The organism is Streptomyces europaeiscabiei, assembly GCF_036346855.1.
GTDB lineage: Bacteria > Actinomycetota > Actinomycetes > Streptomycetales > Streptomycetaceae > Streptomyces > Streptomyces europaeiscabiei.
The window spans coordinates 7,891,010-7,913,151 of record NZ_CP107841.1; the positions used below are offsets into that span (position 1 = coordinate 7,891,010).

Annotated in this window: 20 protein-coding genes; 9 read left to right on the plus strand and 11 right to left on the minus strand. The window is 71.6% G+C overall.

What is annotated here, in order from left to right:
- Positions 1–27 precede the first annotated feature (27 nt).
- Both OG858_RS34400 and OG858_RS34405 read right to left on the minus strand, forming a co-directional pair.
- Positions 28–846: a PaaX family transcriptional regulator gene (locus tag OG858_RS34400; protein ID WP_086752156.1), complete on the minus strand. Its 819-nt coding sequence runs from the start codon at positions 844–846 to the stop codon at positions 28–30.
- A gap of 15 nt (positions 847–861) precedes the next feature.
- Positions 862–2,484 (minus strand): AMP-binding protein, encoded by a 1,623-nt coding sequence (locus tag OG858_RS34405; protein WP_319263297.1) that lies wholly within the window; start codon positions 2,482–2,484, stop codon positions 862–864.
- A 163-nt stretch (positions 2,485–2,647) separates the two neighbouring features.
- Between OG858_RS34405 and OG858_RS34410 the strand changes: the two genes are divergently transcribed.
- Positions 2,648–3,835, plus strand: coding sequence for an acyl-CoA dehydrogenase family protein (locus tag OG858_RS34410; protein WP_319263295.1), 1,188 nt, complete (start codon positions 2,648–2,650; stop codon positions 3,833–3,835).
- Positions 3,832–4,230, plus strand: coding sequence for a RidA family protein (locus OG858_RS34415; protein ID WP_319064402.1), 399 nt, complete (start codon positions 3,832–3,834; stop codon positions 4,228–4,230). Before OG858_RS34410 ends, OG858_RS34415 begins: the two co-directional genes overlap by 4 nt.
- 18 nt (positions 4,231–4,248) lie before the next feature.
- On the opposite strand, the gene OG858_RS34420 is transcribed toward OG858_RS34415, so the two are convergent.
- Complete coding sequence (locus tag OG858_RS34420) at positions 4,249–4,452, minus strand: DUF5999 family protein (RefSeq protein WP_060906190.1); 204 nt, start codon at positions 4,450–4,452, stop codon at positions 4,249–4,251.
- A gap of 267 nt (positions 4,453–4,719) precedes the next feature.
- Between OG858_RS34420 and OG858_RS34425 the strand changes: the two genes are divergently transcribed.
- Positions 4,720–5,169, plus strand: a complete 450-nt coding sequence (locus OG858_RS34425) for a DUF6299 family protein (RefSeq protein ID WP_319263293.1) — start codon at positions 4,720–4,722, stop codon at positions 5,167–5,169.
- Between the two features lie 105 nt (positions 5,170–5,274).
- Here OG858_RS34425 and OG858_RS34430 read toward each other — a convergent pair whose 3' ends face one another.
- Positions 5,275–6,087 carry a carbonic anhydrase gene (locus OG858_RS34430; RefSeq protein WP_086750668.1) on the minus strand — a complete coding sequence of 271 codons (813 nt, stop codon included), beginning with the start codon at positions 6,085–6,087 and terminating at the stop codon, positions 5,275–5,277.
- A gap of 221 nt (positions 6,088–6,308) precedes the next feature.
- On the opposite strand from OG858_RS34430, the gene OG858_RS34435 reads away from it, so the two are divergent.
- Positions 6,309–7,127: an IS5 family transposase gene (locus tag OG858_RS34435; RefSeq protein ID WP_328544153.1), complete on the plus strand. Its 819-nt coding sequence runs from the start codon at positions 6,309–6,311 to the stop codon at positions 7,125–7,127.
- Between the two features lie 66 nt (positions 7,128–7,193).
- Positions 7,194–8,885: an ISAzo13 family transposase gene (locus tag OG858_RS34440; protein ID WP_328544056.1), complete on the plus strand. Its 1,692-nt coding sequence runs from the start codon at positions 7,194–7,196 to the stop codon at positions 8,883–8,885.
- Positions 8,886–8,899: 14 nt separating this feature from the next.
- On the opposite strand, the gene OG858_RS34445 is transcribed toward OG858_RS34440, so the two are convergent.
- The gene (locus OG858_RS34445; protein ID WP_328544152.1) at positions 8,900–10,102 is read right to left on the minus strand and encodes a PucR family transcriptional regulator; all 1,203 of its coding nucleotides are present in this window, start codon (positions 10,100–10,102) and stop codon (positions 8,900–8,902) included.
- A 233-nt stretch (positions 10,103–10,335) separates the two neighbouring features.
- Here OG858_RS34445 and OG858_RS34450 point away from each other — a divergent pair, with 233 nt between their 5' ends.
- Complete coding sequence (locus OG858_RS34450) at positions 10,336–12,123, plus strand: FAD-binding dehydrogenase (protein WP_328545286.1); 1,788 nt, start codon at positions 10,336–10,338, stop codon at positions 12,121–12,123.
- Between the two features lie 194 nt (positions 12,124–12,317).
- Here OG858_RS34450 and OG858_RS34455 read toward each other — a convergent pair whose 3' ends face one another.
- From OG858_RS34455 to OG858_RS34475, 6 genes are all read right to left on the minus strand, one after another.
- Entirely contained in the window at positions 12,318–13,019 is a 702-nt protein-coding gene (locus tag OG858_RS34455; RefSeq protein WP_328544151.1) for a class F sortase, read from the minus strand.
- Positions 13,020–13,171: 152 nt separating this feature from the next.
- On the minus strand, positions 13,172–13,705 hold the full coding sequence (locus OG858_RS34460) for a hypothetical protein (protein WP_319263291.1): 534 nt from the start codon (positions 13,703–13,705) through the stop codon (positions 13,172–13,174).
- Between the two features lie 111 nt (positions 13,706–13,816).
- Positions 13,817–14,170 carry a DUF6010 family protein gene (locus OG858_RS48265; RefSeq protein ID WP_408059443.1) on the minus strand — a complete coding sequence of 118 codons (354 nt, stop codon included), beginning with the start codon at positions 14,168–14,170 and terminating at the stop codon, positions 13,817–13,819.
- 16 nt (positions 14,171–14,186) lie between these two features.
- Positions 14,187–15,176, minus strand: coding sequence for a methylmalonyl Co-A mutase-associated GTPase MeaB (meaB, locus tag OG858_RS34465; protein ID WP_319263289.1), 990 nt, complete (start codon positions 15,174–15,176; stop codon positions 14,187–14,189).
- Entirely contained in the window at positions 15,173–17,356 is a 2,184-nt protein-coding gene (scpA, locus tag OG858_RS34470) for a methylmalonyl-CoA mutase (RefSeq protein ID WP_086748773.1), read from the minus strand. Before scpA ends, meaB begins: the two co-directional genes overlap by 4 nt.
- Complete coding sequence (locus OG858_RS34475) at positions 17,356–19,164, minus strand: methylmalonyl-CoA mutase family protein (RefSeq protein WP_328544150.1); 1,809 nt, start codon at positions 19,162–19,164, stop codon at positions 17,356–17,358. The genes scpA and OG858_RS34475 overlap by 1 nt, the downstream gene beginning before the upstream one ends.
- A 203-nt stretch (positions 19,165–19,367) precedes the next feature.
- On the opposite strand from OG858_RS34475, the gene OG858_RS34480 reads away from it, so the two are divergent.
- From OG858_RS34480 to OG858_RS34490, 3 genes are all read left to right on the plus strand, one after another.
- On the plus strand, positions 19,368–19,592 hold the full coding sequence (locus OG858_RS34480) for a heavy-metal-associated domain-containing protein (protein WP_086749333.1): 225 nt from the start codon (positions 19,368–19,370) through the stop codon (positions 19,590–19,592).
- 124 nt (positions 19,593–19,716) lie between these two features.
- Positions 19,717–20,226, plus strand: coding sequence for a hypothetical protein (locus OG858_RS34485; RefSeq protein WP_086749332.1), 510 nt, complete (start codon positions 19,717–19,719; stop codon positions 20,224–20,226).
- An 84-nt stretch (positions 20,227–20,310) separates the two neighbouring features.
- Positions 20,311–21,873, plus strand: a complete 1,563-nt coding sequence (locus OG858_RS34490) for an SPFH domain-containing protein (protein ID WP_319064407.1) — start codon at positions 20,311–20,313, stop codon at positions 21,871–21,873.
- Positions 21,874–22,142: the final 269 nt, after the last annotated feature.

Consider the following 22,142-nt stretch of genomic DNA (forward strand, 5'->3'; position numbering starts at 1 on the left):
CTTTGTGAAAGAAATTGTTACAGGGCTTTACGATTCGGTGGCGGCGAAGGCCGCCCCCGCGTCCCGCAGCCGCGCGTGCAGCGCCCGGAACACGGCCGCCGAGCGCACGCCCGGCCAGTCCGCCGGAAGCAGCGCGGCGGGCAGCCCGGGGTCGGCGTACGGCAGCTGGCGCCAGGAGTCCAGGGCCAGCAGGTAGTCGCGGTACGCCTCCTGGGGCGGGGTGTCCACGCGGTGCTCCCAGCCGTGGAGCACGGGCGCGTGCCGGTCGAGGAACGCCTCGTGCTGCTTGGCGATCCCGGCCAGGTCCCACCACCGCGCCACCGCCTCGGCGGTCGCCGCGAACCCGAGGTGCTCGCCCCGGAACAGGTCCACGTACGGGTCGAGCCGCAGCCGGGTCAGGGTGTGCCGGGTCTCCTCGTGGAGCCGGGCCGGCGCGATCCACACGCCGGGGGCTGCCGTGCCGAAGCCGAGTCCGGCCAGCCTGGAGCGCAGCACGTGGCGTTTCTGCCGCTCGGACTCCGGCACCGAGAACACGGCGAGGACCCAGCCCTCGTCCTGCTCGGGCGCCGTCGCGTAGATCCGCCGGTCGCCGTCCTCCAGGAGCTGCCGCGCGTCGCCCGACAGCTCGTACCCGGCCGCCCCCGCCGCCGTGCGGGCCGGCAGCAGCAGGCCGCGCCGTTTCAGCCGGGACACCGAGGAGCGGACGGAGGGCGCGTCGACACCGAGGGCGGCGAGCAGCCTGATCAGCTCGGAGACGGGCACGGGACCCGGCACCGAACGGCCGTACGCGCCGTAGAAGGTGACGATGAGCGAACGTGGTGCGTGCTGTTCGGACACGTTGATCATTTTAGGTCGTCTGCATCACTGCTGGTCACTTAGGGTGCGTAGCCGGAACCGCTGGAGTTTGCCGGTCGCCGTGCGCGGCAGCGCGTCCAGGAACACGATCTCGCGCGGACACTTGTACGGCGCCAGCTCCGACTTGAGGAACGCGCGCAGTGCGTCGCCGTCCCGTCCGGCCCCCGTCGCGACGACCACATAGGCGACGACGACCTGGCCGCGGGCCTCGTCGGGCCGCCCCACCACCGCCGTCTCCACCACGTCCGGATGGCGCAGCAGGGCCTCCTCGACCTCGGGGCCCGCGATGTTGTAACCGGCCGAGATGATCATGTCGTCGGCTCGCGCGACATAGCGGAAGTACCCGTCCGGCTCGCGGACGTACGTGTCACCCGTGACGTTCCAGCCACCCCGCACGTACTCCCGCTGACGCTCGTCCGCCAGATAGCGGCACCCCACCGGACCGCGTACGGCGAGCAGCCCCTGCTCCCCGTCGGGCACCGGCGCCCCGTCCGCGTCCTGCACGCGCGCGTGCCACCCCGGTACCGGCACCCCGGTCGTCCCCGGCCGTATGCCGTCGTCGGCCGCGGAGATGAAGATGTGCAGCAGTTCGGTCGCGCCGATGCCGTTGATGATCCGCAGTCCGGTCCGCTCGTGCCAGGCCCGCCAGGTGGCCTCGGGCAGGTTCTCGCCCGCCGACACACACCGCCGCAGCGACGAGACGTCGTACCCGTCCGACCCGTTCAGCTCCCCGAGCATCGCCCGGTAGGCCGTCGGCGCGGTGAACAGCACCGACACCCCGTGCTCGGCGACCGCGGGCAGCAGCTGCCCGGGGCCCGCCTGTTCGAGCAACAGGGCGCTGGCACCGGCCCGCATCGGGAAGACGACGAGGCCGCCGAGACCGAAGGTGAAACCGAGCGGGGGCGACCCGGCGAACACGTCGTCCGCCCGGGGCCGCAGCACATGCTTCGAGAAGGTGTCCGCGATCGCCAGGACATCCCGGTGGAAGTGCACACATCCCTTGGGCCGCCCGGTCGTACCGGAGGTGAACGCGATCAGCGCCACGTCGTCGGCCGCCGTGTCCACCGCCTCGTACGGGCCCCGGGCCACGTTCGCCGTCGGCGGGCCGGGCACGAGCGGGTCGTCGGGGCCGTCCCCGCCGAAGGTGGTGATCCGCAGCCCCGGCACGTCGGCCTTCGTGAGGTCGTCCACATGCCGGGTGTCGCACAGCGCGTGCGACACCCGCGCCAGCTCACAGATCGTCGCCAGCTCCTGCGGCCGCTGCTGGGCCAGCACGGTCACCGCGACCGCCCCCGCCTTGAGCACCGCCAGCCAGCACGCGGCCAGCCAGGGCGTGGTGGGCCCGCGCAGCAGGACCCGGTTGCCGGGCACCACGCCGAGGGCGGACGTCAGCGTGTGCGCGACCCGGTCGACCCGGACCCGCAGTTCGCCGTACGTCCAGACCTCCCCGGCGGGCGTACGGAAGACGGGCCGGCCGGGATCACCGCCGTCGAGCAGCTCGGCGGCGGCGTTGAGCCGGTCGGGGTAGCGCAGCTCGGGGAGCTCGAAGGACAGCTCCGCCCACTGGTCCGGCGGCGGGAGACGGTCACGCGCGAAGGTGTCGAGATGGGCGGTGACCCTGGATTTCATGACGTTCGCCCCCTGCTGTCGTCCCTGCCGAAGTGGACTCGCACGTGGTGGTGGGCTCGCATGCCGTGGGTGGCCTCGCACCAGCGAGCGTATCGCCTTGGTGACGGCAGTCAACAGTTCGCGATAGCCTCGGCAGTGGCCCCAAGGGGAGAAGGGATCGGCGATGACCGCATTCTCGCTCGAACCGGCACAACTCGCCCGGCGTGCCGAACTGCGCGCCCTGGCCGTCGAACGCCTGCGCCCCTTGGCGGACAAGGGTGAGCCGGGCCATGTCAACCGCCCCCTCGTCGCCGAGCTGGGCCGACTGGGGCTGCTCTCCCGGCTGTTCACCTCGGGCGCCCTCGACCTCTGTCTGATGCGCGAGGCACTGGCGTACGTCTGCACGGAGGCCGAGACGGCGCTGGCCCTCCAGGGTCTGGGCGCCCACCCGGTGCACGCCCACGGCACCGAGGCCCAACGCGCCCGCTGGCTCCCCCGGGTGAGCAGGGGCGAGGCGGTCGCGGCCTTCGCGCTCAGCGAGCCGGACGCGGGCTCGGACGCGGCGGCCCTGTCCCTGCGGGCGGAACCCGACGGCCCCGGCCGCTGGCGCCTGACCGGCGAGAAGTGCTGGATCTCCAACGCCCCCGAGGCCGACCTCTACACCGTCTTCGCCCGCACCACCCCTGGCGCGGGCGCCCGTGGTGTGACGGCGTTCCTGGTCCCGGCCGACCGCCCCGGCCTCACCGGCACCCCGCTCGACATGCTCTCCCCGCACCCCATCGGCGCCCTCGACTTCGCCGCCGTACCCGTCACGGCCGATGACGTCCTCGGCGTACCCGACCGGGGCTTCCGCGTCGCCATGGCCACGCTCAACCTCTTCCGCCCGAGCGTCGGAGCCTGCGCGGTCGGCATGGCGCAGGCCGCGCTCGACGCGACGCTCACGCACACCGCCCGACGGAACGCGTTCGGCGGCACGCTGCGGGACCTGCAGACGGTCGCCCACCAGGTCGCCGAGATGGCGATGCGCACGGAGGCGGCCCGGCTGATGGTCTACGCGGCGGCCGGGGCGTACGACTGCGGCGACCCGGACGTACCCCGGCGGGCCGCGATGGCGAAGCTGCTGGCCACGGAGACCGCGCAGTACGTCGTCGACGCGGCCGTCCAGCTGCACGGCGCGCGGGCGCTGCGGCGCGGCCATCTGCTCGAACACCTCTACCGGGAGGTGCGGGCGCCGCGCATCTACGAAGGGGCGAGCGAGGTCCAACGGGCCGTCATCGCAAAGGAGTTGTACGCGAGGGAGGCATCCGCGCGGGAGACGGGGGTGCGGGAGACGGGGGTGCGGGACTCCGCGGGAGAAGGGCGGCCGGCATGAGCACCGAGCGCGTGAACCCGGCCGGGTTGTCGCCGCCCACCGGCTTCTCCCACGCGGTGGTCGCCACCGGCAGCCGGGTCGTGTTCCTGGCGGGCCAGACCGCGCTCGACGCGGAAGGCAAGGTCGTGGGGGAGACGCTGGAGGAGCAGTTCGAGCGGGCGCTCGGCAATCTGCTGACCGCGCTGGAGGCTGCCGGCGGCACACCGGCCGACCTCGCCCGAGTCACCGTCTACGCCAAGGACGTCGCCGACTATCGCGTCCAGGCTCCCCTGCTCGGCCGGGTCTGGCGGAGGCTGGCGGGGCGGGACTATCCCGCGATGGCGGTCGTCGGCGTCGTACGGCTCTGGGACGAACGGGCCCTGGTGGAACTCGACGGCTTCGCGGTCCTGCCGTAGCCGTGGGGGAGGAGCGTCTCAGGCGGCGGTCGCCAGGTCGGCGAAGACCGGTCGGTGCGGGGCGATCACGCTGCCGTCGGGCAGCAGTTCACCGGTGTCGTCGAAGACGATGGCCCCGTTGCACAGCAGGTTCCAGCCCTGCTCGGGGTGGAAGGCGACGATGTGCGCGGCGTCGCGGTCCGTGCTGTCGATCGGGGGGCACAGGGGCTGGTGGGCACACATGGCGACCTCCACGTCTTTGTGAGTGCCGGCGGCGAGTCACCGCCTCGCACTACAGACCATGCCCGCGCCGGGAACCCGTGGCCACACGGTTTCGTGAGACGTGACAGCACCCGGACGTGCTGTGACAGGACGCGGACATAACCCAGGGCGCGCGGGGCGCACCCGGTAGTGAGGACGGCGGAACCGACGCGCCGACGGAGGGGTGATGATCACCGGCGCGCCCCGGCCGGGCCGGTACCTCTGGAGCCCCGTCCAAGGAGGTACCCCATGCCCTTGTCCCAGGCCTTCTCGCAGGTCCCCCGCGTTCTCGGCGCCGCCGCCGGTGCCGCGCTGCTGCTGTTCTCCGCCGCCCCGCCCGCCGGTGCCACGAGCGAGGCGTCCGAGACGCTGACCATCGACCCCACCGGGTACGTAGCCCCGGACGGCACCCTCACCCTGTCCGGCACGTACCGCTGTCTCGGCGCCGACGGCCCCGTCTTCGTCTCGTCCTCGCTCCAGCAGGGCGACAGCAGGGTCCGCAAGGGGGTCGGCGGGTCGTCGGCGGTCTGCGACGGCGCCGACCACACCTGGACCAACACGGACAGGGCGGAGCCGGGCCGTTACCGGCCCGGTCCGGCCCGGGTGGAGGCCACCGTCACCGAGCTGTCGGGCAGCGGTCTGCCGCTGCCCAGGTTCCACGCGGTGCGGCAGCAGGACATCACCCTCGTCGAGGGCTGAGCCGGCGGCCGGGCGCGGCCTGTGCACGGCGACGGCCCCGGCAACACGAAGGCGGCCCCGGTGTGGGTGGTTCACCGGAGCCGCCTTCCCCTTGCCAGGGGCCTGTTACTTGAGCAGGTGCACGCGCTGCGTCGTCAGGTCGTAGCGGGCGCCGACGATGGCGACCTCGCCGGCCTTCAGCTTGGCGGCGAGGTCGGAATCGGCCGCGAGCTTGGACCGGACCAGCCGGACGTTCGCGTCGATCGTCGCCGCGACCCGGGCGTCGCCGGTCACGCTGTGGTCGATGGCCGGGGCGATCTCGTCGGCGATGTACTGGATGCCGCTCGGCAGCTCCTCACCGCTCTCGTCCACCGCGACGGCGGCCTTCACGGCGCCGCAGGACTGGTGACCCAGCACCACGACCAAAGGGATGTCCAGTTCGAGGACGCCGTACTTGACGCTGCCGAGCACCGACTGGTCCAGCACCTCGCCCGCGCTGCGCGCGGTCATCAGGTCGCCGAGGCCCTGGTCGAAGACCAGCTCCGGGGGGACACGGGAGTCGATGCAGCCGAGGACGAAGGCGAAGGGGTGCTGAGCGGTCGTCAGGGTCTTGCGGAGGGTGGCGTCCTCGTCGGGGTGCCGCTGGTTGAAGGTCCGCCAGCGGCGGTTGCCCTTCGACAGCTCCGTCAGCGCCTCGTCCGCCGTGCTCGGCCGCTTGCGGGTGGCGGCGGAGGGCTTGGGGGTGGCGCGGGAGACGGGCTCGGCGTCGGCCGGGAAGGCGCCGACGGCGAGGCCGCCGCCGATGACGGCGGTGCCGGCGAGTGCGGCGCGCAGGAGTGAGCGCCGGCCGCGAGGCTTCACGTGGGATATCGGGGCGTCGGCGCTGGTGGCGGTCGCCTCGGCGTCCTCGCCTCTGTGGGGTGTTGCGTCTGGGTTCACGGGCAGGAACGTACGTCCGGTCTAAACGCTCAAACGTTCAAGTTGCGGAATCATGGACGAGCGTTGATCAAACATGGGCGACCCTTGAATCGTTCTTGGTCACTTCAGGGAAGGTTTTTGGCCAGCTCGTCTCTTGTTGTTCGCTTTAGGAGTCCTTGCAGAAAGATCGTGTTGTGGCACGGTGGAGATGTACGTGATCCCGTCTTCTGTGGGGTGTGAGCATGGCGCGGCGGAAGCCGTGGGAGATCAGCGACGAGTTGTGGGCGGTGATCGAGCCGCTGTTGCCGAAGCATGAGCGGCGGTTCCGGTACCCGGGGCGCAAGCGGATCGATGACCGCAAGACGCTCCAGGGAGTCCTGTTCGTCCTGTACACCGGTGTCCAGTGGGAGTTCCTGCCGCAGGAGTTGGGGTTCGGTTCAGGTCCCACCTGCTGGCGGCGGCTGGCCGAGTGGCAGGGGGCCGGAGTGTGGGAGGAACTGCAGCGGGTGCTGCTGGACCGGTTGCGGGCTGCGGACCGCCTGGACTTCTCCCGCGCCACGATCGACGCCTCGCACGTGCAGGCCAAGCGGGGGTGTGGCAGCCCAAAAGTCGGTCCGAGTCCGGTTGACCGCGGGCGGCCGGGCTCGAAGCATCACGTGCTGACCGACGCGCATGGCACCCCGCTGCGGGTGTCACTGACCGGCGGTCACCGCCACGATGTCACCCAGCTTCTGCCGCTGGTCGACGGGATGCCGCCGGTGCGGGGCAAGCGGGGCCGGCCCCGGCGCAAGCCCCGGACCCTGTATGCCGACCGCGGCTACGACTACGACGTCTACCGCCACCGGCTGCGTGAACGCGGCATCACACCGAAGATCGCCCGGCGCGGACAGCCGCACGGTTCTGGCCTGGGCAGGGTCAGGTGGGTTGCCGAGTCCGCCATCGCCTGGCTCCACGGCCCCCGCCGCTTACGGACCCGCTGGGAAGCCCGAGACGACATGCACGACGCCTTCCTCCAACTCGCCCACTGCATGATCCTCGCCCGCAAGAACCCAGCATTCTGAAAGGACTCCTTAGGGCGTGCAGATCATTAACTCGCGGCTTTCTGCTCGGTGGTTCGTTGGTCTGGCATGAGCGGGTTGAATGGGCAACGGGCCGTGCTGGCAGCCAAGTTCGAGGCGATTTTGCCGCACCTCGACGAGCGGCAGCGTCGCTTGTTGATAGGGGCGGAGGCCCAGTCCCTCGGCCACGGCGGGATCAGAGCGGTCGCCCGTGCCGCCGGTGTTCGCGAGGCCACTGTGTCTGTCGGAGTGCGGGAACTCGACTCCGGCCAGGCTCCGTTGGGACGTATCCGCCGGCCCGGCGCCGGCCGCAAACGCGTCGTCGACCGCAACCCTGCCGTTCGGGAGGCACTCCTTGCGCTGGTCGAGCCCGACGTCCGCGGAGATCCCATGTCGCCGCTGCGCTGGACCACCAAATCCACCCGCAAGCTCGCCGAGCAACTGACTCGGCAAGGCCACAGGATCTGTGCGGATACGGTGGGCGACCTCCTGCGCGAGGAGGGCTTCAGCCTGCAGAGCAACGCCAAGACCATGGAAGGCAAACAGCACCCCGACCGGGACGCACAGTTCCACTACCTCAACGAACAGGCCCGCGACCACCAGGACGGCGGAGCTCCAGTCATCAGCGTGGACACCAAGAAGAAGGAACTGGTCGGCCCGTTCAAGAACAACGGCCGTGAATGGGAGCCGAGAGGCGAGCCGGTGCGGGTCGACACCCACGACTTTCCCGACCGCGAGCTGGGCAGAGCGGTGCCCTACGGCATCTACGACGTCGCCGCGAACACCGGCTGGGTCAACGTGGGCACCGACCACGACACCGCCGCGTTCGCCGTCGAGTCGATCCGCCGCTGGTGGAACGGCGCCGGGAAAGCCGCCTATCCGACGGCCGGCCGACTGCTGATCACCGCCGATGCGGGCGGCTCCAACGGCTATCGCACCCGCACCTGGAAGACCGAACTCGCCCGGTTCGCCGTCGAGGCCGGCCTGACGATCACTGTCTGCCACCTGCCTCCGGGCACGTCGAAGTGGAACCGGATCGAGCACCGGCTGTTCTCCCACATCACCATGAACTGGCGCGGCAGGCCCCTGACCAGCCACGAAGTCATCGTCGAAAGCATCGCGGCGACCACCACTAAAACCGGCCTGACCGTGCATGCCGAACTCGACACCAACGCCTACCCCACCGGCATCCAGGTCAGCGACGACGACATCGCCGCCCTGCCGATCACCCGGCACCGCTTCCACGGCGACTGGAACTACACCCTGCACCCCCGGCACCCGCTGGACGCGACGCCGGACAACAGCACCTCAGACCAGGCCCCGGCGACCAGACCGCCCGGCCTCACGCAGCACGCGCTGCAGGACCCAGAACTGACCGGCATGACCCGCCAACAGCTCAGCGAACTCATCAACGCGCTCACTCCTGCGCTGGAGGTTCAACGCGAGCAAGTGCTCCGCACACGTCGCGGTCACGAGCGCCTGGTCGCCCCTGGCACTGGTGCCAAAGCCAAGCTCACCCCAGCCGACCGGATCCTGGCCACCGTGCTCCACCTGCGCAAACTCGCGACTATGGACCTCCTCGGGCAGCTCTTCGACGTCACCGCTCCGACCATCAGCCGCGCGAAACAGGAAGTCCGCCCACTCCTGGAAGCACACGGCCACCACATCAACGCCTCAACCGCACGCCTCCGCACACCAGCCGACGTCGCGACCTTCCTCGTTTCCGACCCCACTCGAAGCAAGGTCAAAAAGACGAGTTAATGATCTGCACGCCCTTAGGGGATGGGAGCGCTCTCTGTCCCCGTGTCCAGCCACGTTGTCAGCGCCCACCACCAGTGCAGCGTCGTCAGCGTCCCGGACGGGCCGTCGAGGGAGCCGTCGGTGAGCGAGGTACCGGTGAGGTGATGCAGTCGGCCGAGGCGGTAGCGGACGGTGTTGGGGTGGGTGAACAGCGCCGTCGCGGTCCGGTCGAGACGGCGGCCGCTGTCGAGGAACGCCAGTGCGGTGAGCGCGAGTTGGCGGTGGAAGTCGTCCGCCGGGTCCAGCCCGCCGAGGAACCGGGCGCTCAGTGCCGCGCCCAGCACGGTGTGGTCAGCCATCGCGATCTCCCCGGCCAGATCGGTCAGTTCGCGCACGCCGCGCAGCCCGCGTCGACTCCCGATCTCCAACCCCCGTACGCACAGCCGGTACAGCGGCCGGAGCCGCTCCGGCGTGGCGACCGGTGACGCGACGACGAGCGTCACGCCGTCCCGGCCCAGCTCTGACAGTTCGTCGTTCCGCGGCAGCCGCGGACACAGACCCACCGGACGGCCGTCCACCACCCCGAACACCCCGGGCAGCGCCGAGAGCCGGGCGGCCAGTGCGCGGGCGTGCGCCGCATCGCCGGGATCCGCCACCACACAGTGGTACCGGCCGTCCGTCCGTACGCCTTCCCGCGCCAGTTCCGCCCGGGAGGGTGCGGGTGTGTCGTCACCCTCGGTCAGCAGTCGCCGCAGCAGCCGCGCGCGGGCCTCGCCCGCCCCGCGCGGGGTCCCCGACTCGGCGGCACGGTAGCCGTTGACGACATGCCGCTCCAGGGCGTCGCCGTACTCCTTCAACCGCAGGACGACGGTGAGCAGCGCGGTGTCGGACACGCCGGCCGAGCGGCTGCGCTCGACGGTGATCTCGACGACCCGGGTGAGGGCGGCCTGGACGCCGCGCAGCACGGCGGTCATCGGGATGCCCTGGGCCGCGCGGTCGGCGCCGAGCAGCAGCGCGGCCGCGAAGTCGTGTTCCTCGACCCGGCCGAGCGTGGTGAGCCACGCCTCGGCGGCCCCGATCAGGGCGTTGACGTGGGAGAGGGTCTGCGCCTCGCCGAGCCGGGCCAGTTCGGGGGAGCGGCCGCGGGCCGCGCGGACCAACTCCTCGCACACGTCCGCGTCGGCGGCCATGGCCCGCAGGACACCGGTGACCGGTTCGCGCTCGTGGACGACCGTCATGCGCGCTTCTCCCGTCCCGTACCCACCGGTGACCTTCCGTCCCCGGCGCTGTCGCCGGGCCACAACGAAGTGGTGGATGTGTTGATCCCCGGCCACTACCCCATGGTTGTGACGACCTGGTTTCCTTGAAGGCTACCGACGGTAACAGCGCTGGTGTCGCAGGAACAGCCCCCGTCCCGCGCGTACTTCCTGTCCCTCCCCCCTCCGGAAGGTCCACGCCCGTGCCCATCTCCATGGAGAACTCCGCCTCCCCGGACGGGGTCAGCCGCCGCCGGGTCCTGACGACGACCGGTGGTGTGGTGGCCGGAGCCGCCCTCGCCGCGCAGGCGGCCCCGGCCTTCGCTGCCGGGTCGTCGAACGACGCGGACGCGATCGTCGTCGGCCACGGTCTCGCCGGTCTTGTCGCCACCGCCGAACTCGCCGCGGCCGGCCGCAAGGTGCTGCTGCTCGACCAGGAACCGGAAGCGAGCATCGGCGGCCAGGCCTTCTGGTCCTTCGGCGGACTGTTCCTCGTCGACTCCGCCGAACAGCGGCTGATGGGCATCAAGGACTCCCAGGAACTTGCCTGGCAGGACTGGCTGGGCACGGCCGGCTTCGACCGGGGCGTCAACGACCCCTCAGGACAGGACCACTGGGCCTACAAGTGGGCCGAGGCGTACGTGGACTTCGCCTCCGGGGAGAAGCGGTCCTGGCTCGCCGGCCTCGGCGTGCAGTGGTTCCCCATCGTCGGCTGGGCCGAGCGCGGCGGCGGCCTCGCGGACGGGCACGGCAACTCGGTGCCCCGCTTCCACGTCACCTGGGGAACCGGCCCGGCCGTGGTCGAGCCCTTCGAGAAGAAGGTGCGGGCGGCCGTCTCGGCCGGGAACGTCACCTTCAAGTTCCGCCACCGCGTCGACGGCCTGGTGACGACCAACGGCGCCGTCACCGGTGTACGCGGCGCGGTCCTGGAACCCAGCAGCGTCTCGCGCGGCAAGGCCAGCTCCCGCACCGTCGTCGGCGAGTTCGAACTGAAGGCCCCGGTGGTCGTCGTCACCTCCGGCGGCATCGGCGCGAACCACGACCTCGTCCGGGCGAACTGGCCCGCTCGTCTCGGCGCCGCACCCAAGACCATGATCACCGGCGTGCCCGCGCACGTGGACGGCCGCATGCTCGCGATCACCGAGAAGACGGGCGCCCGGATCGTCAACCCCGACCGTATGTGGCACTACACCGAGGGTCTGCGCAACTACGACCCGATCTGGCCCGGCCACGGCATCCGCATCCTGCCCGGCCCGTCCTCCATGTGGTTCTCCGCCACGGGCAAGCGCTTCAGCGCCCCCGACATCCCGGGCTACGACACCCTCCACACCCTGAAGACGATCACCGACACCGGGTACGACTACTCCTGGTTCGTGACCACGCAGAAGATCATCGCGAAGGAGTTCGCGCTCTCCGGCTCCGAGCAGAACCCGGACCTCACCGAGAAGAACATCTGGATGCTGCTCTCGCGCATCTGGCAGACCCCGGAGCCGATCGAGAAGTTCAAGAAGAACGGCGTGGACTTCGTCGTGGCCTCGTCCCTGTCCGAAATGGTCCGGGGCATGAACAAGCTGACGGGGGAGAACCTGATCGACCTCGCCGACCTGACGCGGCAGATCGAGGCCCGCGACCGCGAGATCGGCAACGAGTACTCCAAGGACGCCCAGGTCATGGGCATCCGCAACGCCCTCAAGTACCCCGGCGACTCGATCAGCCGCACGGCCTCCGCCCACAAGATCATGGACACGAGCGCCCACCCGCTGATCGCCGTGCGCCTGAACATCCTCACCCGCAAGTCCCTCGGCGGCCTCCAGACCGACCTCTCCGGCCGCGTCCTGAACGCCTCCGGCAACCCGGTCCCCGGCCTCTACGCGGCCGGCGAGGTCGCCGGCTTCGGCGGCGGCGGAGTCCATGGCTACCGCTCCCTGGAGGGCACCTTCCTCGGCGGCTGCCTCTTCTCGGGCCGCCAGTCGGGCAAGGCGGCGGCGGAGGCCACGGCCTGAACCGACGCGGGGTCCGGACGGCGGGCGCGTGTGCTGCGCCGCCCTCCGGTCCCCGCGTTCCCACGCACTGGACGCCTTCGCGTCCGTACGCCTTCGCGTCCAGTGCGCCTTCGCGTCCAGTGCGCCTTCGCGTCCAGTGCGCCTTCGCGTCCAGTGCGCCTTCGCGTCCAGTGCGCCTTCGCGTTCGTACGCCCTCACGTCCGGTGCGCGAAGACCACCAGGTTCTCCGTGTAGTCCATGACCTCGCGGTCGTAGTCGCCCGCACAGGTGATCAGCCGGACCTCGGGCCGGGACGCGTCGGCGTACACCCGCTCGTCGGGGAAGTCGTCCTTCTCGAACCTCTCCACGGCGTCGACCACGAAGTGCGCCCTGCTGCGGTCGGCGCGTACGACCTGGAAGACGTCCCCCTTCGCCAGTTCGCCGAGCCTCGCGAAGACGGCCGGTGAGGTCACCGTGTCGACGTGCCCGGCGATGATCGAGGTGCCCGTCTCCCCGGGGGCGGCCCCCTCGGCGTGCCAGCCGACGAGGTTCACGTCGTCGGCGGGCGGGGCCTCCAGCTGCCCCGAGCGGCCGACGGAGAGCGGAACGAACGGGGCGCTCACCCGGATCTTCGGAATGAGCAGGAGGACCGGCCGGTGGCGGGGATCCCGCTGTCGCCGCTCCACCGGAGGTTCGGCGGCGGAGGCGTCCTCGAAGGGGGAGCCGGGGACGGGGGCGGCCTGCGGGGCGTGCCGGGCGTTCGGCGTGCGGGAGGCGTCGGACGAGGAGTCCTCGCCGCCGAACAGGCTCACCGCCAGGATCATCAGGGCCACGGCGCACAGTGCGGTCAGATTGACGCGGGTGCCAGGCCGGGTGGGCACCGGATCGGTGCCGGGGGAAGAAGGGTGGGCTGCCATCGGACACCACCTCACCAGGTACGGCAGCTGAACGGACGGACAGGCGGAGGGCGGGCGGGGGACGCGCCGGAACGCCGGCCGGGCCGCCACACGACACACGGTGTGGCGGCGCGGCCGCAGCTATCGCGCCAGGTATCGCGCCCGGCATGGGATCAGACCACGCTTCCGGCGCTCTTCCTGCGACGCAGGGCGTACAGGCCCGTACCGGCCACCGCGAGGACGGCCATCCCGCCCGCGGTCACCGTCGGCGAGGCGAGGGCACCACCACCGGTGTGCACACCGCCGCGGGGCCTGTCGTGGTCGCCCTTCCAGGACCCCTCCTGCTCGTCCTTCCAGGAGCCCTTGTCCTGCTCGCCCTTCCACGACTCGTTGCCGTGGTCGCCCTTCCAGGCCTCCTTGTCCTGGTCGGCCTTGGTGGACTCGTCCTCCTTGTCGTAGCCTCCCGCCCCGGGCTTGGCTGCCCGCTCGGAGTTCCACTCCCCCTCGTTGTTCAGCGAGGTCAGCGCACCGCCACCCGTGTGAATCCCGCCGCGCGGTCCGTCGTGGCTGCTGTCCTTGTCGTGCTCCTTGCTGTAGCCATGGTCCTCGTGGTCCCACTTGTCACCGTCGGCGTAGGCGCCGGGTGCGGTGATGGCCAGGACTGCGGTGGCCGCCGCGGTAGCGAGAAGCATGCGAGCAGAACGCATCTGATGGTCCTTCCGCCGCAGCCGGGCAGCTGGTGCTTCGTCAGCTGACTTGACCCGGCTTCGACGTGATCCACCGTCAGCCGGATCACCCTCCTCCACCACTCGGGGCGCTCAGCCGGGTGAACCGGAGCAGAGCACGCGGGGACCGGCCCCCCGGCCGGTCGCCACACGGCGATGACCGGGCCGGGAGAGGACGCGGACCAGCGACGAGTCGTGGAGGAACGGGACCGGCGGACTGCCCCTGAGGTCGTGCACGACGTCCCACGCGGTGTGCACCGGCGGGCCGACGCCGATGAAGGTCCACGAGGCCGGACCCAGGGCGGGCGACCTGGGTGACCAGCGCCGTGAACGCCCACTCCCAGCCGCCCGGACCGCCCCGCTGCGCCAGGGGCGCCCGCCCCCGCCAGGCACGCGCCCCACCGCCCCCGGGGGCGCTGCCGACAGATTGCAACGGGTTGTCGGCACCGCCCGGGCGGCCTGTCTACTCCGCCCGCGCGGAGTCCCCGAAGGCCTCCAGGATGCGCTCCGCGGCCAGCGTGGCCGTCAGCTCGCCGTCCCTGACCTGTTGTTCGAGGCCGGGCGCGAGGGACCGGACGCCGGGGTGGGTGCGCAGCCGGTCGAGGAGTTCGTCCCGGACCATCGACCAGGTCCAGTCGACCTGCTGGTCACGGCGCTTGGCCGCGAGGCGGCCGGTGGAGTCGAGGAGGGTGCGGTGCTGCTCCAGGCGCTCCCAGACGGTGTCCAGTCCGGTCGACTCGCGGGCGCTGCAGCTCAACACCGGCGGCGTCCAGGCCGCGTCCGCCGGGTGCATCAGCCGCAGGGCGCCCGCCAGCTCACGGGCCGCCGTGCGGGCGTCGCGCTCGTGCGGGCCGTCCGCCTTGTTGACGGCGAGCACGTCGGCCAGCTCCAGGACGCCCTTCTTGATGCCCTGGAGCTGGTCGCCGGTGCGGGCGAGGGTGAGGAGGAGGAAGGAGTCGACCATGTCGGCCACGGTCGTCTCGGACTGGCCGACACCGACGGTCTCCACCAGCACCACGTCGTAGCCGGCCGCCTCCATCACCACGATCGACTCGCGGGTGGCCTTGGCGACCCCGCCGAGCGTGCCGGCCGTGGGGGAGGGCCGTACGAAGGCCGCCGGATCGACGGCCAGGCGCTCCATCCGGGTCTTGTCGCCGAGGATCGAGCCGCCCGTACGGCTCGACGACGGGTCCACCGCCAGCACCGCCACCCGGTGCCCGAGCGAGGTCAGCATGGTGCCGAACGCGTCGATGAACGTCGACTTGCCGACGCCCGGCACCCCGCTGACCCCGATCCGCCGAGCCCGGCCGCTGTGCGGCAGCAGCGCGGTCAGCAACTCCTGTGCCAGCGCCCGGTGTCGGGGCCGGGTGGACTCGACGAGGGTGATGGCGCGGGCGACCACCGCCCGCTTCCCGTCGAGGACGCCCTTGACATAGGTGTCGACATCGATCACAGGTCGTGCCCGAGGTCGTCCGACAGCCTCTGCACCAGGTCGTACGCCGCGTCCGGGATCACCGTTCCGGGCGGGAACACGGCGGCGGCGCCCATCTCCAGCAGTGTGGGCACGTCCTGCGGCGGGATCACCCCGCCGACCACGATCATGATGTCCTCGCGCCCCTCCCCGGCCAGCTGCTCCTTGAGCGCCGGTACGAGGGTGAGGTGACCGGCGGCCAGCGACGACACCCCGACGATGTGCACGTCCGCCTCGACGGCCTGCCGGGCCACCTCGGCGGGGGTCTGGAACAGCGGGCCGACGTCCACGTCGAAGCCGAGGTCGGCGAAGGCGGTCGCGATCACCTTCTGGCCGCGGTCGTGGCCGTCCTGGCCCATCTTGGCGACCAGGATGCGCGGTCGGCGGCCCTCGGCCTCGGCGAAGGAGTCCACCAGGCTCCGGGTGCGCTCCACGTTGGGGGACTCGCCTGCTTCGTTGCGGTACACGCCGGAGATCGTACGGATCTGGCTCGCGTGGCGGCCGTACACCTTCTCCAGGGCGTCGGAGATCTCACCGACCGTGGCCTTGGCACGGGCCGCGTCCACCGCCAGCTCCAGCAGGTTGCCCTCACCCCCGGCGGCCCGGGTGAGCGCGTCCAGCGAGGCCTGGCACGCCTGCTCGTCGCGCTCGGCGCGCAGCCGGCGCAGCTTCTCGATCTGCTGGGTGCGGACGGAGGAGTTGTCGACCTTGAGGACGTCGATCTGCTCGTCGGTCTCCACGCGGTACTTGTTGACGCCGATGACCGGCTGCCGCCCGGAGTCGATCCGGGCCTGGGTACGGGCCGCGGCCTCCTCGATGCGCAGCTTGGGGATGCCCGCGTCGATGGCCTTGGCCATGCCGCCGGCCGCCTCGACCTCCTGGATGTGCTGCCAGGCGCGGCGGGCGAGGTCGTACGTCAGCTTCTCGACGTAGGCGCTGCCGCCCCAGGGGTCGATGACCCGGGTCGTGCCGGACTCCTGCTGGATGAGGAGCTGGGTGTTGCGGGCGATGCGCGCCGAGAAGTCGGTGGGCAGGGCGAGGGCCTCGTCGAGGGCGTTGGTGTGCAGCGACTGGGTGTGGCCCTGCGTCGCCGCCATGGCCTCCACGCAGGTGCGGGTGACGTTGTTGAAGACGTCCTGCGCGGTCAGCGACCAGCCCGAGGTCTGTGAATGGGTGCGCAGGGAGAGGGACTTGGAGTTCTGCGGGTCGAACTGCCGCACCAGCTTCGCCCACAGCAGGCGGGCCGCGCGCAACTTGGCGACCTCCATGAAGAAGTTCATGCCGATCGCCCAGAAGAACGACAGCCGGGGCGCGAACGCGTCCACGTCAAGCCCCGCCTCACGGCCCGCGCGGATGTACTCCACGCCGTCCGCGAGCGTGTACGCCAGCTCCAGGTCGGCCGTCGCGCCCGCCTCCTGGATGTGGTAGCCGGAGATGGAGATGGAGTTGTAGCGGGGCATCCGCTGCGAGGTGAAGGCGAAGATGTCGGAGATGATCCGCATCGACGGCTTCGGCGGATAGATGTAGGTGTTGCGGACCATGAACTCCTTGAGGATGTCGTTCTGGATGGTCCCCGCCAGTTTCTCGGCAGGCACCCCCTGCTCCTCGGCCGCCACGATGTAGAGCGCCAGCACCGGCAGCACGGCGCCGTTCATCGTCATCGACACGGTCATCCGGTCCAGCGGGATGCCGTCGAAGAGCTGCCGCATGTCGAGGATCGAGTCGATCGCCACGCCCGCCATGCCGACGTCACCCGTGACACGTGGATGGTCGCTGTCGTAGCCCCGGTGGGTGGGCAGGTCGAAGGCGACCGACAGGCCCTTCTGACCGGCCGCCAGGTTGCGCCGGTAGAAGGCGTTCGACTCCTCCGCCGTGGAGAACCCCGCGTACTGCCGGATGGTCCACGGCTGGTTGACGTACATCGTCGGGTACGGGCCGCGCAGATACGGCGCCATGCCGGGGTAGGTGCCCAGGAAGTCCAGGCCCTCCAGGTCCTGCCCGGTGTACAGCGGCTTGACCGGGATGCCCTCCGGGGTCTCCCACAGCAGGTCGTCACCGCCGGCCGCCCTCTTGACCGCCGTACGCCAGTCGTCGGCGCCGCCGTCGACGGCCGGGGAACCCAGCTCGATCCCGGAGAAGTCGGGGACGGAGGGGACGGTCATCAGGACACTCCCATGCGGTCGAGGGTCGCGGACAGCACGGCCACGGCGTCGCAGCCCGCGAAGACGTACGCGTCGACATCGGTGTACGGCCCGGGGCGGCCGGCGAGGAACACGTGCGCGGCGCCGGCGGCCTTCAGCTCGGCCGCCACGGTCGCGGCCCGCTCCTCGTACAGGGCGTCGCTGGAGCACACGCACACCTCGGTGGCGCCGCTCTCCTCGAACGTGCCGTCGGTGACGGGTTCGATGCCGCCCGCCTGGAAGAGGTTGGCGGCGAAGGTCGTACGGGCGGTGTGGGCGGCGGCGGGGCCGAGGGCGGCCAGGTAGAGGCGGGGCCGGGAGCCCGTCGCGGCGAGGTGGGCGTCCGAGCGGGCGCGCAGCGCCTCGTACGCCTCGTCGCGGTGGACGCGGGGCAGACCGCCGGACGGCGGCTCGGGGGCGGGCTCGCGGACGACCGGCTTCTCGGACAGGTGCGGGAACTCGCTGACGCCCGTGACCGGTTCGCGCCGCTTGGCGAGCTTGCCGGCGCGGGCCGCCCAGGTGTCGGCGAGGTCCTGTCCGAGGCGGCCCGAACGCAGCGCGGCCGACTGGCCGCCCTGCCCCTCGATTCCCTGGAAGAACTCCCAGCCCGCGTGGGCGAGTTCGTCCGTGAGGCGTTCCACGTACCAGGAGCCGCCCGCCGGGTCGATCACCCGGGAGAGGTGGGACTCCTCGATGAGGATCGTGGAGGTGTTGCGGGCGATGCGCCGGGCGAACGCGTCCGGCAGCCCGAGCGTGTGGTCGAAGGGCAGCACGGTGACGGAGTCGGCGCCGCCCGCGCCCGCGGCCAGCGTGGCGATGGTCGTGCGCAGCATGTTCACCCACGGGTCGCGGCGCGTCATCATCACGGGCGAGGTCACCACGTGCTGTGTCTGCGCCCCGGCGGCGGGCACCCCGCACACCTCGGCCACCCGGGCCCAGAGCCGGCGCGCCGCCCGCAGCTTGGCGATCGTCAGGAACTGGTCCGCGGTCGCCGCGTACCGGAACTCCAGTTGCGCACAGGCCTGTTCCACGCTCAGCCCGGCCCCGGTCAGTTCCCGCAGATAGGCGACACCGGTCGCGAGCGAGGCGCCCAGCTCCTGTGCGGCCGAGCCGCCGGCCTCGTGGTAGGGCAGGGCGTCCACGGTCAGGGCCCGCAGCCCCGGATAGTCCTCGGCGCACAGCCGGGCGAGCCCGGCCACGGGGGCGAAGTCGTACGTCTGTCCGGTGCGGGCCTCGTGGCCGAGGGGATCCGCGCCCAGGTTGCCGCGCGCCGCCTCCTTGGCGACGCCCCGCTCTGCGTACAGCCGCAGCAACTCCCGTGCGGCGGGCTCGACCTCGGCGCCCGCGTCCAGGACGACCGGTGCGAGATCGAGGAGGACACCGGCGAGGACCCGGCCGAGCGAGGACACCGGGAGCCCGGCCCCGCCGAGCACCAGCCACAGGGAGGTGACGCCGTTCTCCAGGTCGGCGAGCACCGCGTCGCCGTCCGCCGCCGTGTGCCGCTGGCGGACGTCCCAGCCGCCGACGGTGTTGCCCGCGGCCCGGCCTCCTCGTACGAAGGGCGCGAAGCCGGGGAAACCCGGAGGGGGCGCGGTGTCGTGCGCGGTGTACAGAGGACGGGTGCGCAGCCCGTCCTCCAGCGCGGTGGACAGGGCTTCCTCGGCCTGAGCGCCCTCGACGTCCTTGCCCGACTTGCGCAGCACGCCCGAAACGAGGCGGTGCCACTGCTCGTGGGTTGCGTCAGGGAACTCGGCGGCCAGCTCAAGCCCGTCGTCAGGCAGGACCGTCATGCTCGGATGCTAGGCCAGAGGCGCAAAGGAGCAGCAGGGGGCACGGCTGTGACCTTGCCCTCTATACATCGACCTCGAATCCGAACGGGTCACCTGCCGGGGCTTGACTGAACGTGGTGGGGCCGTCCGCCGTACCTCGTGCCAAGCGGTTCGTGAGCCCCTACGGCACAGTCACCGGGCCGACCGAGGACAGGAGCGACCCCATGGCCGAGAAGTACTTCACCGTGTCCGGCATGAGCTGCGGCCACTGCGCCGCGAGCGTCACCGAGGAGGTCGTCGCGGTGCCCGGCGTCATCGAGGTCGATGTCGACGTACGGGCCGGCCTGGTGACCGTGCGCGGGGAGGCGGTCGACGACGCGGCCGTCCGCGCGGCGGTCGTCGAGGCGGGCTACGAGGTCGCGGAGGTCGTACGGCACGCCGCGGCCTGAACCGGGAAGCAGGAAGGAAAGGCACGGGAACATTGCCGGAACACGGCAATGAACCGGCCCCCCTGCCCGTGTGAGGATCTCGTCAAGCCGGAGACCGGCGGCGGGGTGAGAGGGGGCGGCGCGTATGGCCTGGTTCTTCGGACTCGGCATCACGGGGGTCGCGCTGCTCGCCCTGTCGCTGGTCTTCGACGGGGTGCTCGACGGCGCGTTCGACGGTGTTCTGGACGGCGCCCTGGACGGGTGGCTGTCGTTGCCGGTCGTCGCCGGATTCCTGGCGGCGACCGGCTTCGGCGGGGTCCTCGCGACCGAACTGCTCGACGCCGGCCCGGTGGTCGCCACCGGATGCGGTGCGGCCCTGGGGGCCGGTGCGGCCTGGCTGACGTACCGCTTCGGCCGTGCCCTGATGCGTGATCAGACGGCTGTCGCCCCGCGGGGTGACGACCTGGTGGGCACCGCGGGCCATGTGGTGACCGCCATTCCGGCAGACGGGTTCGGCGAGGTGCTGCTCCGGCTCGCCGGGCAGCCGGTGAAGTTCGCCGCGCGCAGCGGGGGGCCGGTCTCCCGGGGTACCGAGGTGTGGGTGGAGGCGGCTCCTTCGGCCACGTCGGTCGTCGTGCGCCCCGTGGACCGCTGAGCCGCCGCTCTCTCCTCTTCCGTGCCGTTCCGTTCCTTTCCTTTCCTATCTTCTCTTCGCGTAGGCGATTCGGGGGCATTTGCCATGAGTCCTGTCGTTCTCGCGGTGCTGGGAGTCGTCGTACTCCTGGTGCTGCTGGCTCTCGTCGTGGTCACCCGCTACAAGGTGGCGGGTCCCAGTGAGGCGTTCATCGTCACCGGCCGGCGCGGCAAGCAGGCCACCGATCCGGACACCGGGCGGGTGTTCACCGACAACAGCGGTCAGAAGGTCGTGGTCGGCGGCGGGGTGTTCGTCGTGCCGTTCGTGCAGCAGCGGTTCACCCTGGACCTGTCGTCACGTCACATCCCGGTGGCGGTGCGCGGCGCGGTCACCCTGCGCGGGATCAAGGCGAACCTCGAAGGCGTGGCCATCGTCAAGGTCGGCGGTACCGAGGACTCGATCCGGGCCGCCGCCCAGCGGTTCCTGATGCAGCAGGACGGCATCGTCGGCTTCACCCAGGAGGTGCTGTCGGGCGCGCTGCGGGCCATCGTCGGCCGGATGTCCGTGGAGGACGTCATCCGTGACCGGGCCGCGTTCGCCGGTCAGGTCGCCGAGGAGGCCGAGGCCAGCCTGTCGGGGCAGGGCCTCGTGCTGGACGCCTTCCAGATCCAGGACATCACCACCGAGGGCTCCTATCTGGAGGACCTCGGCCGTCCGGAGGCCGCGCGCGCCAAGCAGGAGGCCGACATCGCCGAGGCGGTGGCCCGGCGCGCCGCCGAGCAGGCCCGGCTGAAGGCGGAGGAGGAGATCGCGGTCGCCCAGCGGACCTTCGCCCTCAAGCAGGCCGAGATCAAGGCCGAGACGGATTCGGCCGCCGCCCAGGCGAACGCGGCCGGCCCGCTCGCCGAGGCGGCCCGTCAGCAGGACATCCTCGCCGAGCACGAGAAGGTCGCGGAGCGGCAGGCGGCGTTGAAGGACCGTCAGCTGGACACGGAGGTCCGCAAGCCCGCCGACGCCCAGCGGTACGCGGCCGAACAGGAGGCCGAGGCCCGGCGGGTGGCCCGGGTGAAGCAGGCCGAGGCCGAGCGGCTGGCCGAGATCGCGGGTGCCCAGGCGGAGGCCGAGCGGGCCCGGCTGACCGGTGAGGGCGAGAAGCAGCGGCGTACCGCGCTGGCCGAGGCCGAGGCCGTCGAGGGGCTCAGGCAGGGCGAGTCGGAGCGGGCGCGGCGGGCGGCGATCGCGGAGGCGGTGCGGCTGGAGGGCGAGGCGGAGGCGGCGGCGATCGGCGCGAAGGGCGCGGCCGAGGCCGAGGCGATGAGGCAGAAGGCCGACGCCTTCGGGCGGTACGGCGACGCGGCGGTCCTGCAGATGCTCGTCGAGGTGCTGCCCCAGGTCGTCGCCAAGGCGTCCGAACCGCTGTCCGCGGTGGAGAAGATGACCGTCATCTCGACCGACGGCGCCGCCCGCATCCCGCGCGCGGTCGCCGACAACGTCGCCCAGGGGATCGAACTCCTCGGCTCCACCACGGGCGTCGACCTCGCGGAACTCCTGAAGGGACTCTCGCGGGGCGGTGGCAGCGGTGCGACGGCGGGGGAGCGGTCGGGGGAGGGGTCGGGGGAGCGGTCCACGCGGCACGGTGACAACGGAAAGGTCGAGATCGGCGAGTGACAGGATGAGCCCGAGGTAAAGGGAAATGGGTAGCGCTTTACCTATTGTGTGATTTCACCTTTTCGGATTGCGCTAGAATCCTTTACCAAGCGCTGACGCTCTGGTGAGCGCTTATTTGCTCATTCGTTCGAGTGGTGGTCGGTGGTGTGGCCGACGGCGTGTTGGGGGGCGTGACATGGGTCGAGTAATCCGCGTGCGCGTCGTGAACGCCGCTCGCGACGCCGTACCCGATACCGGCCGCGCCGCGGGCCCGGGCGACCGCCGCGCCC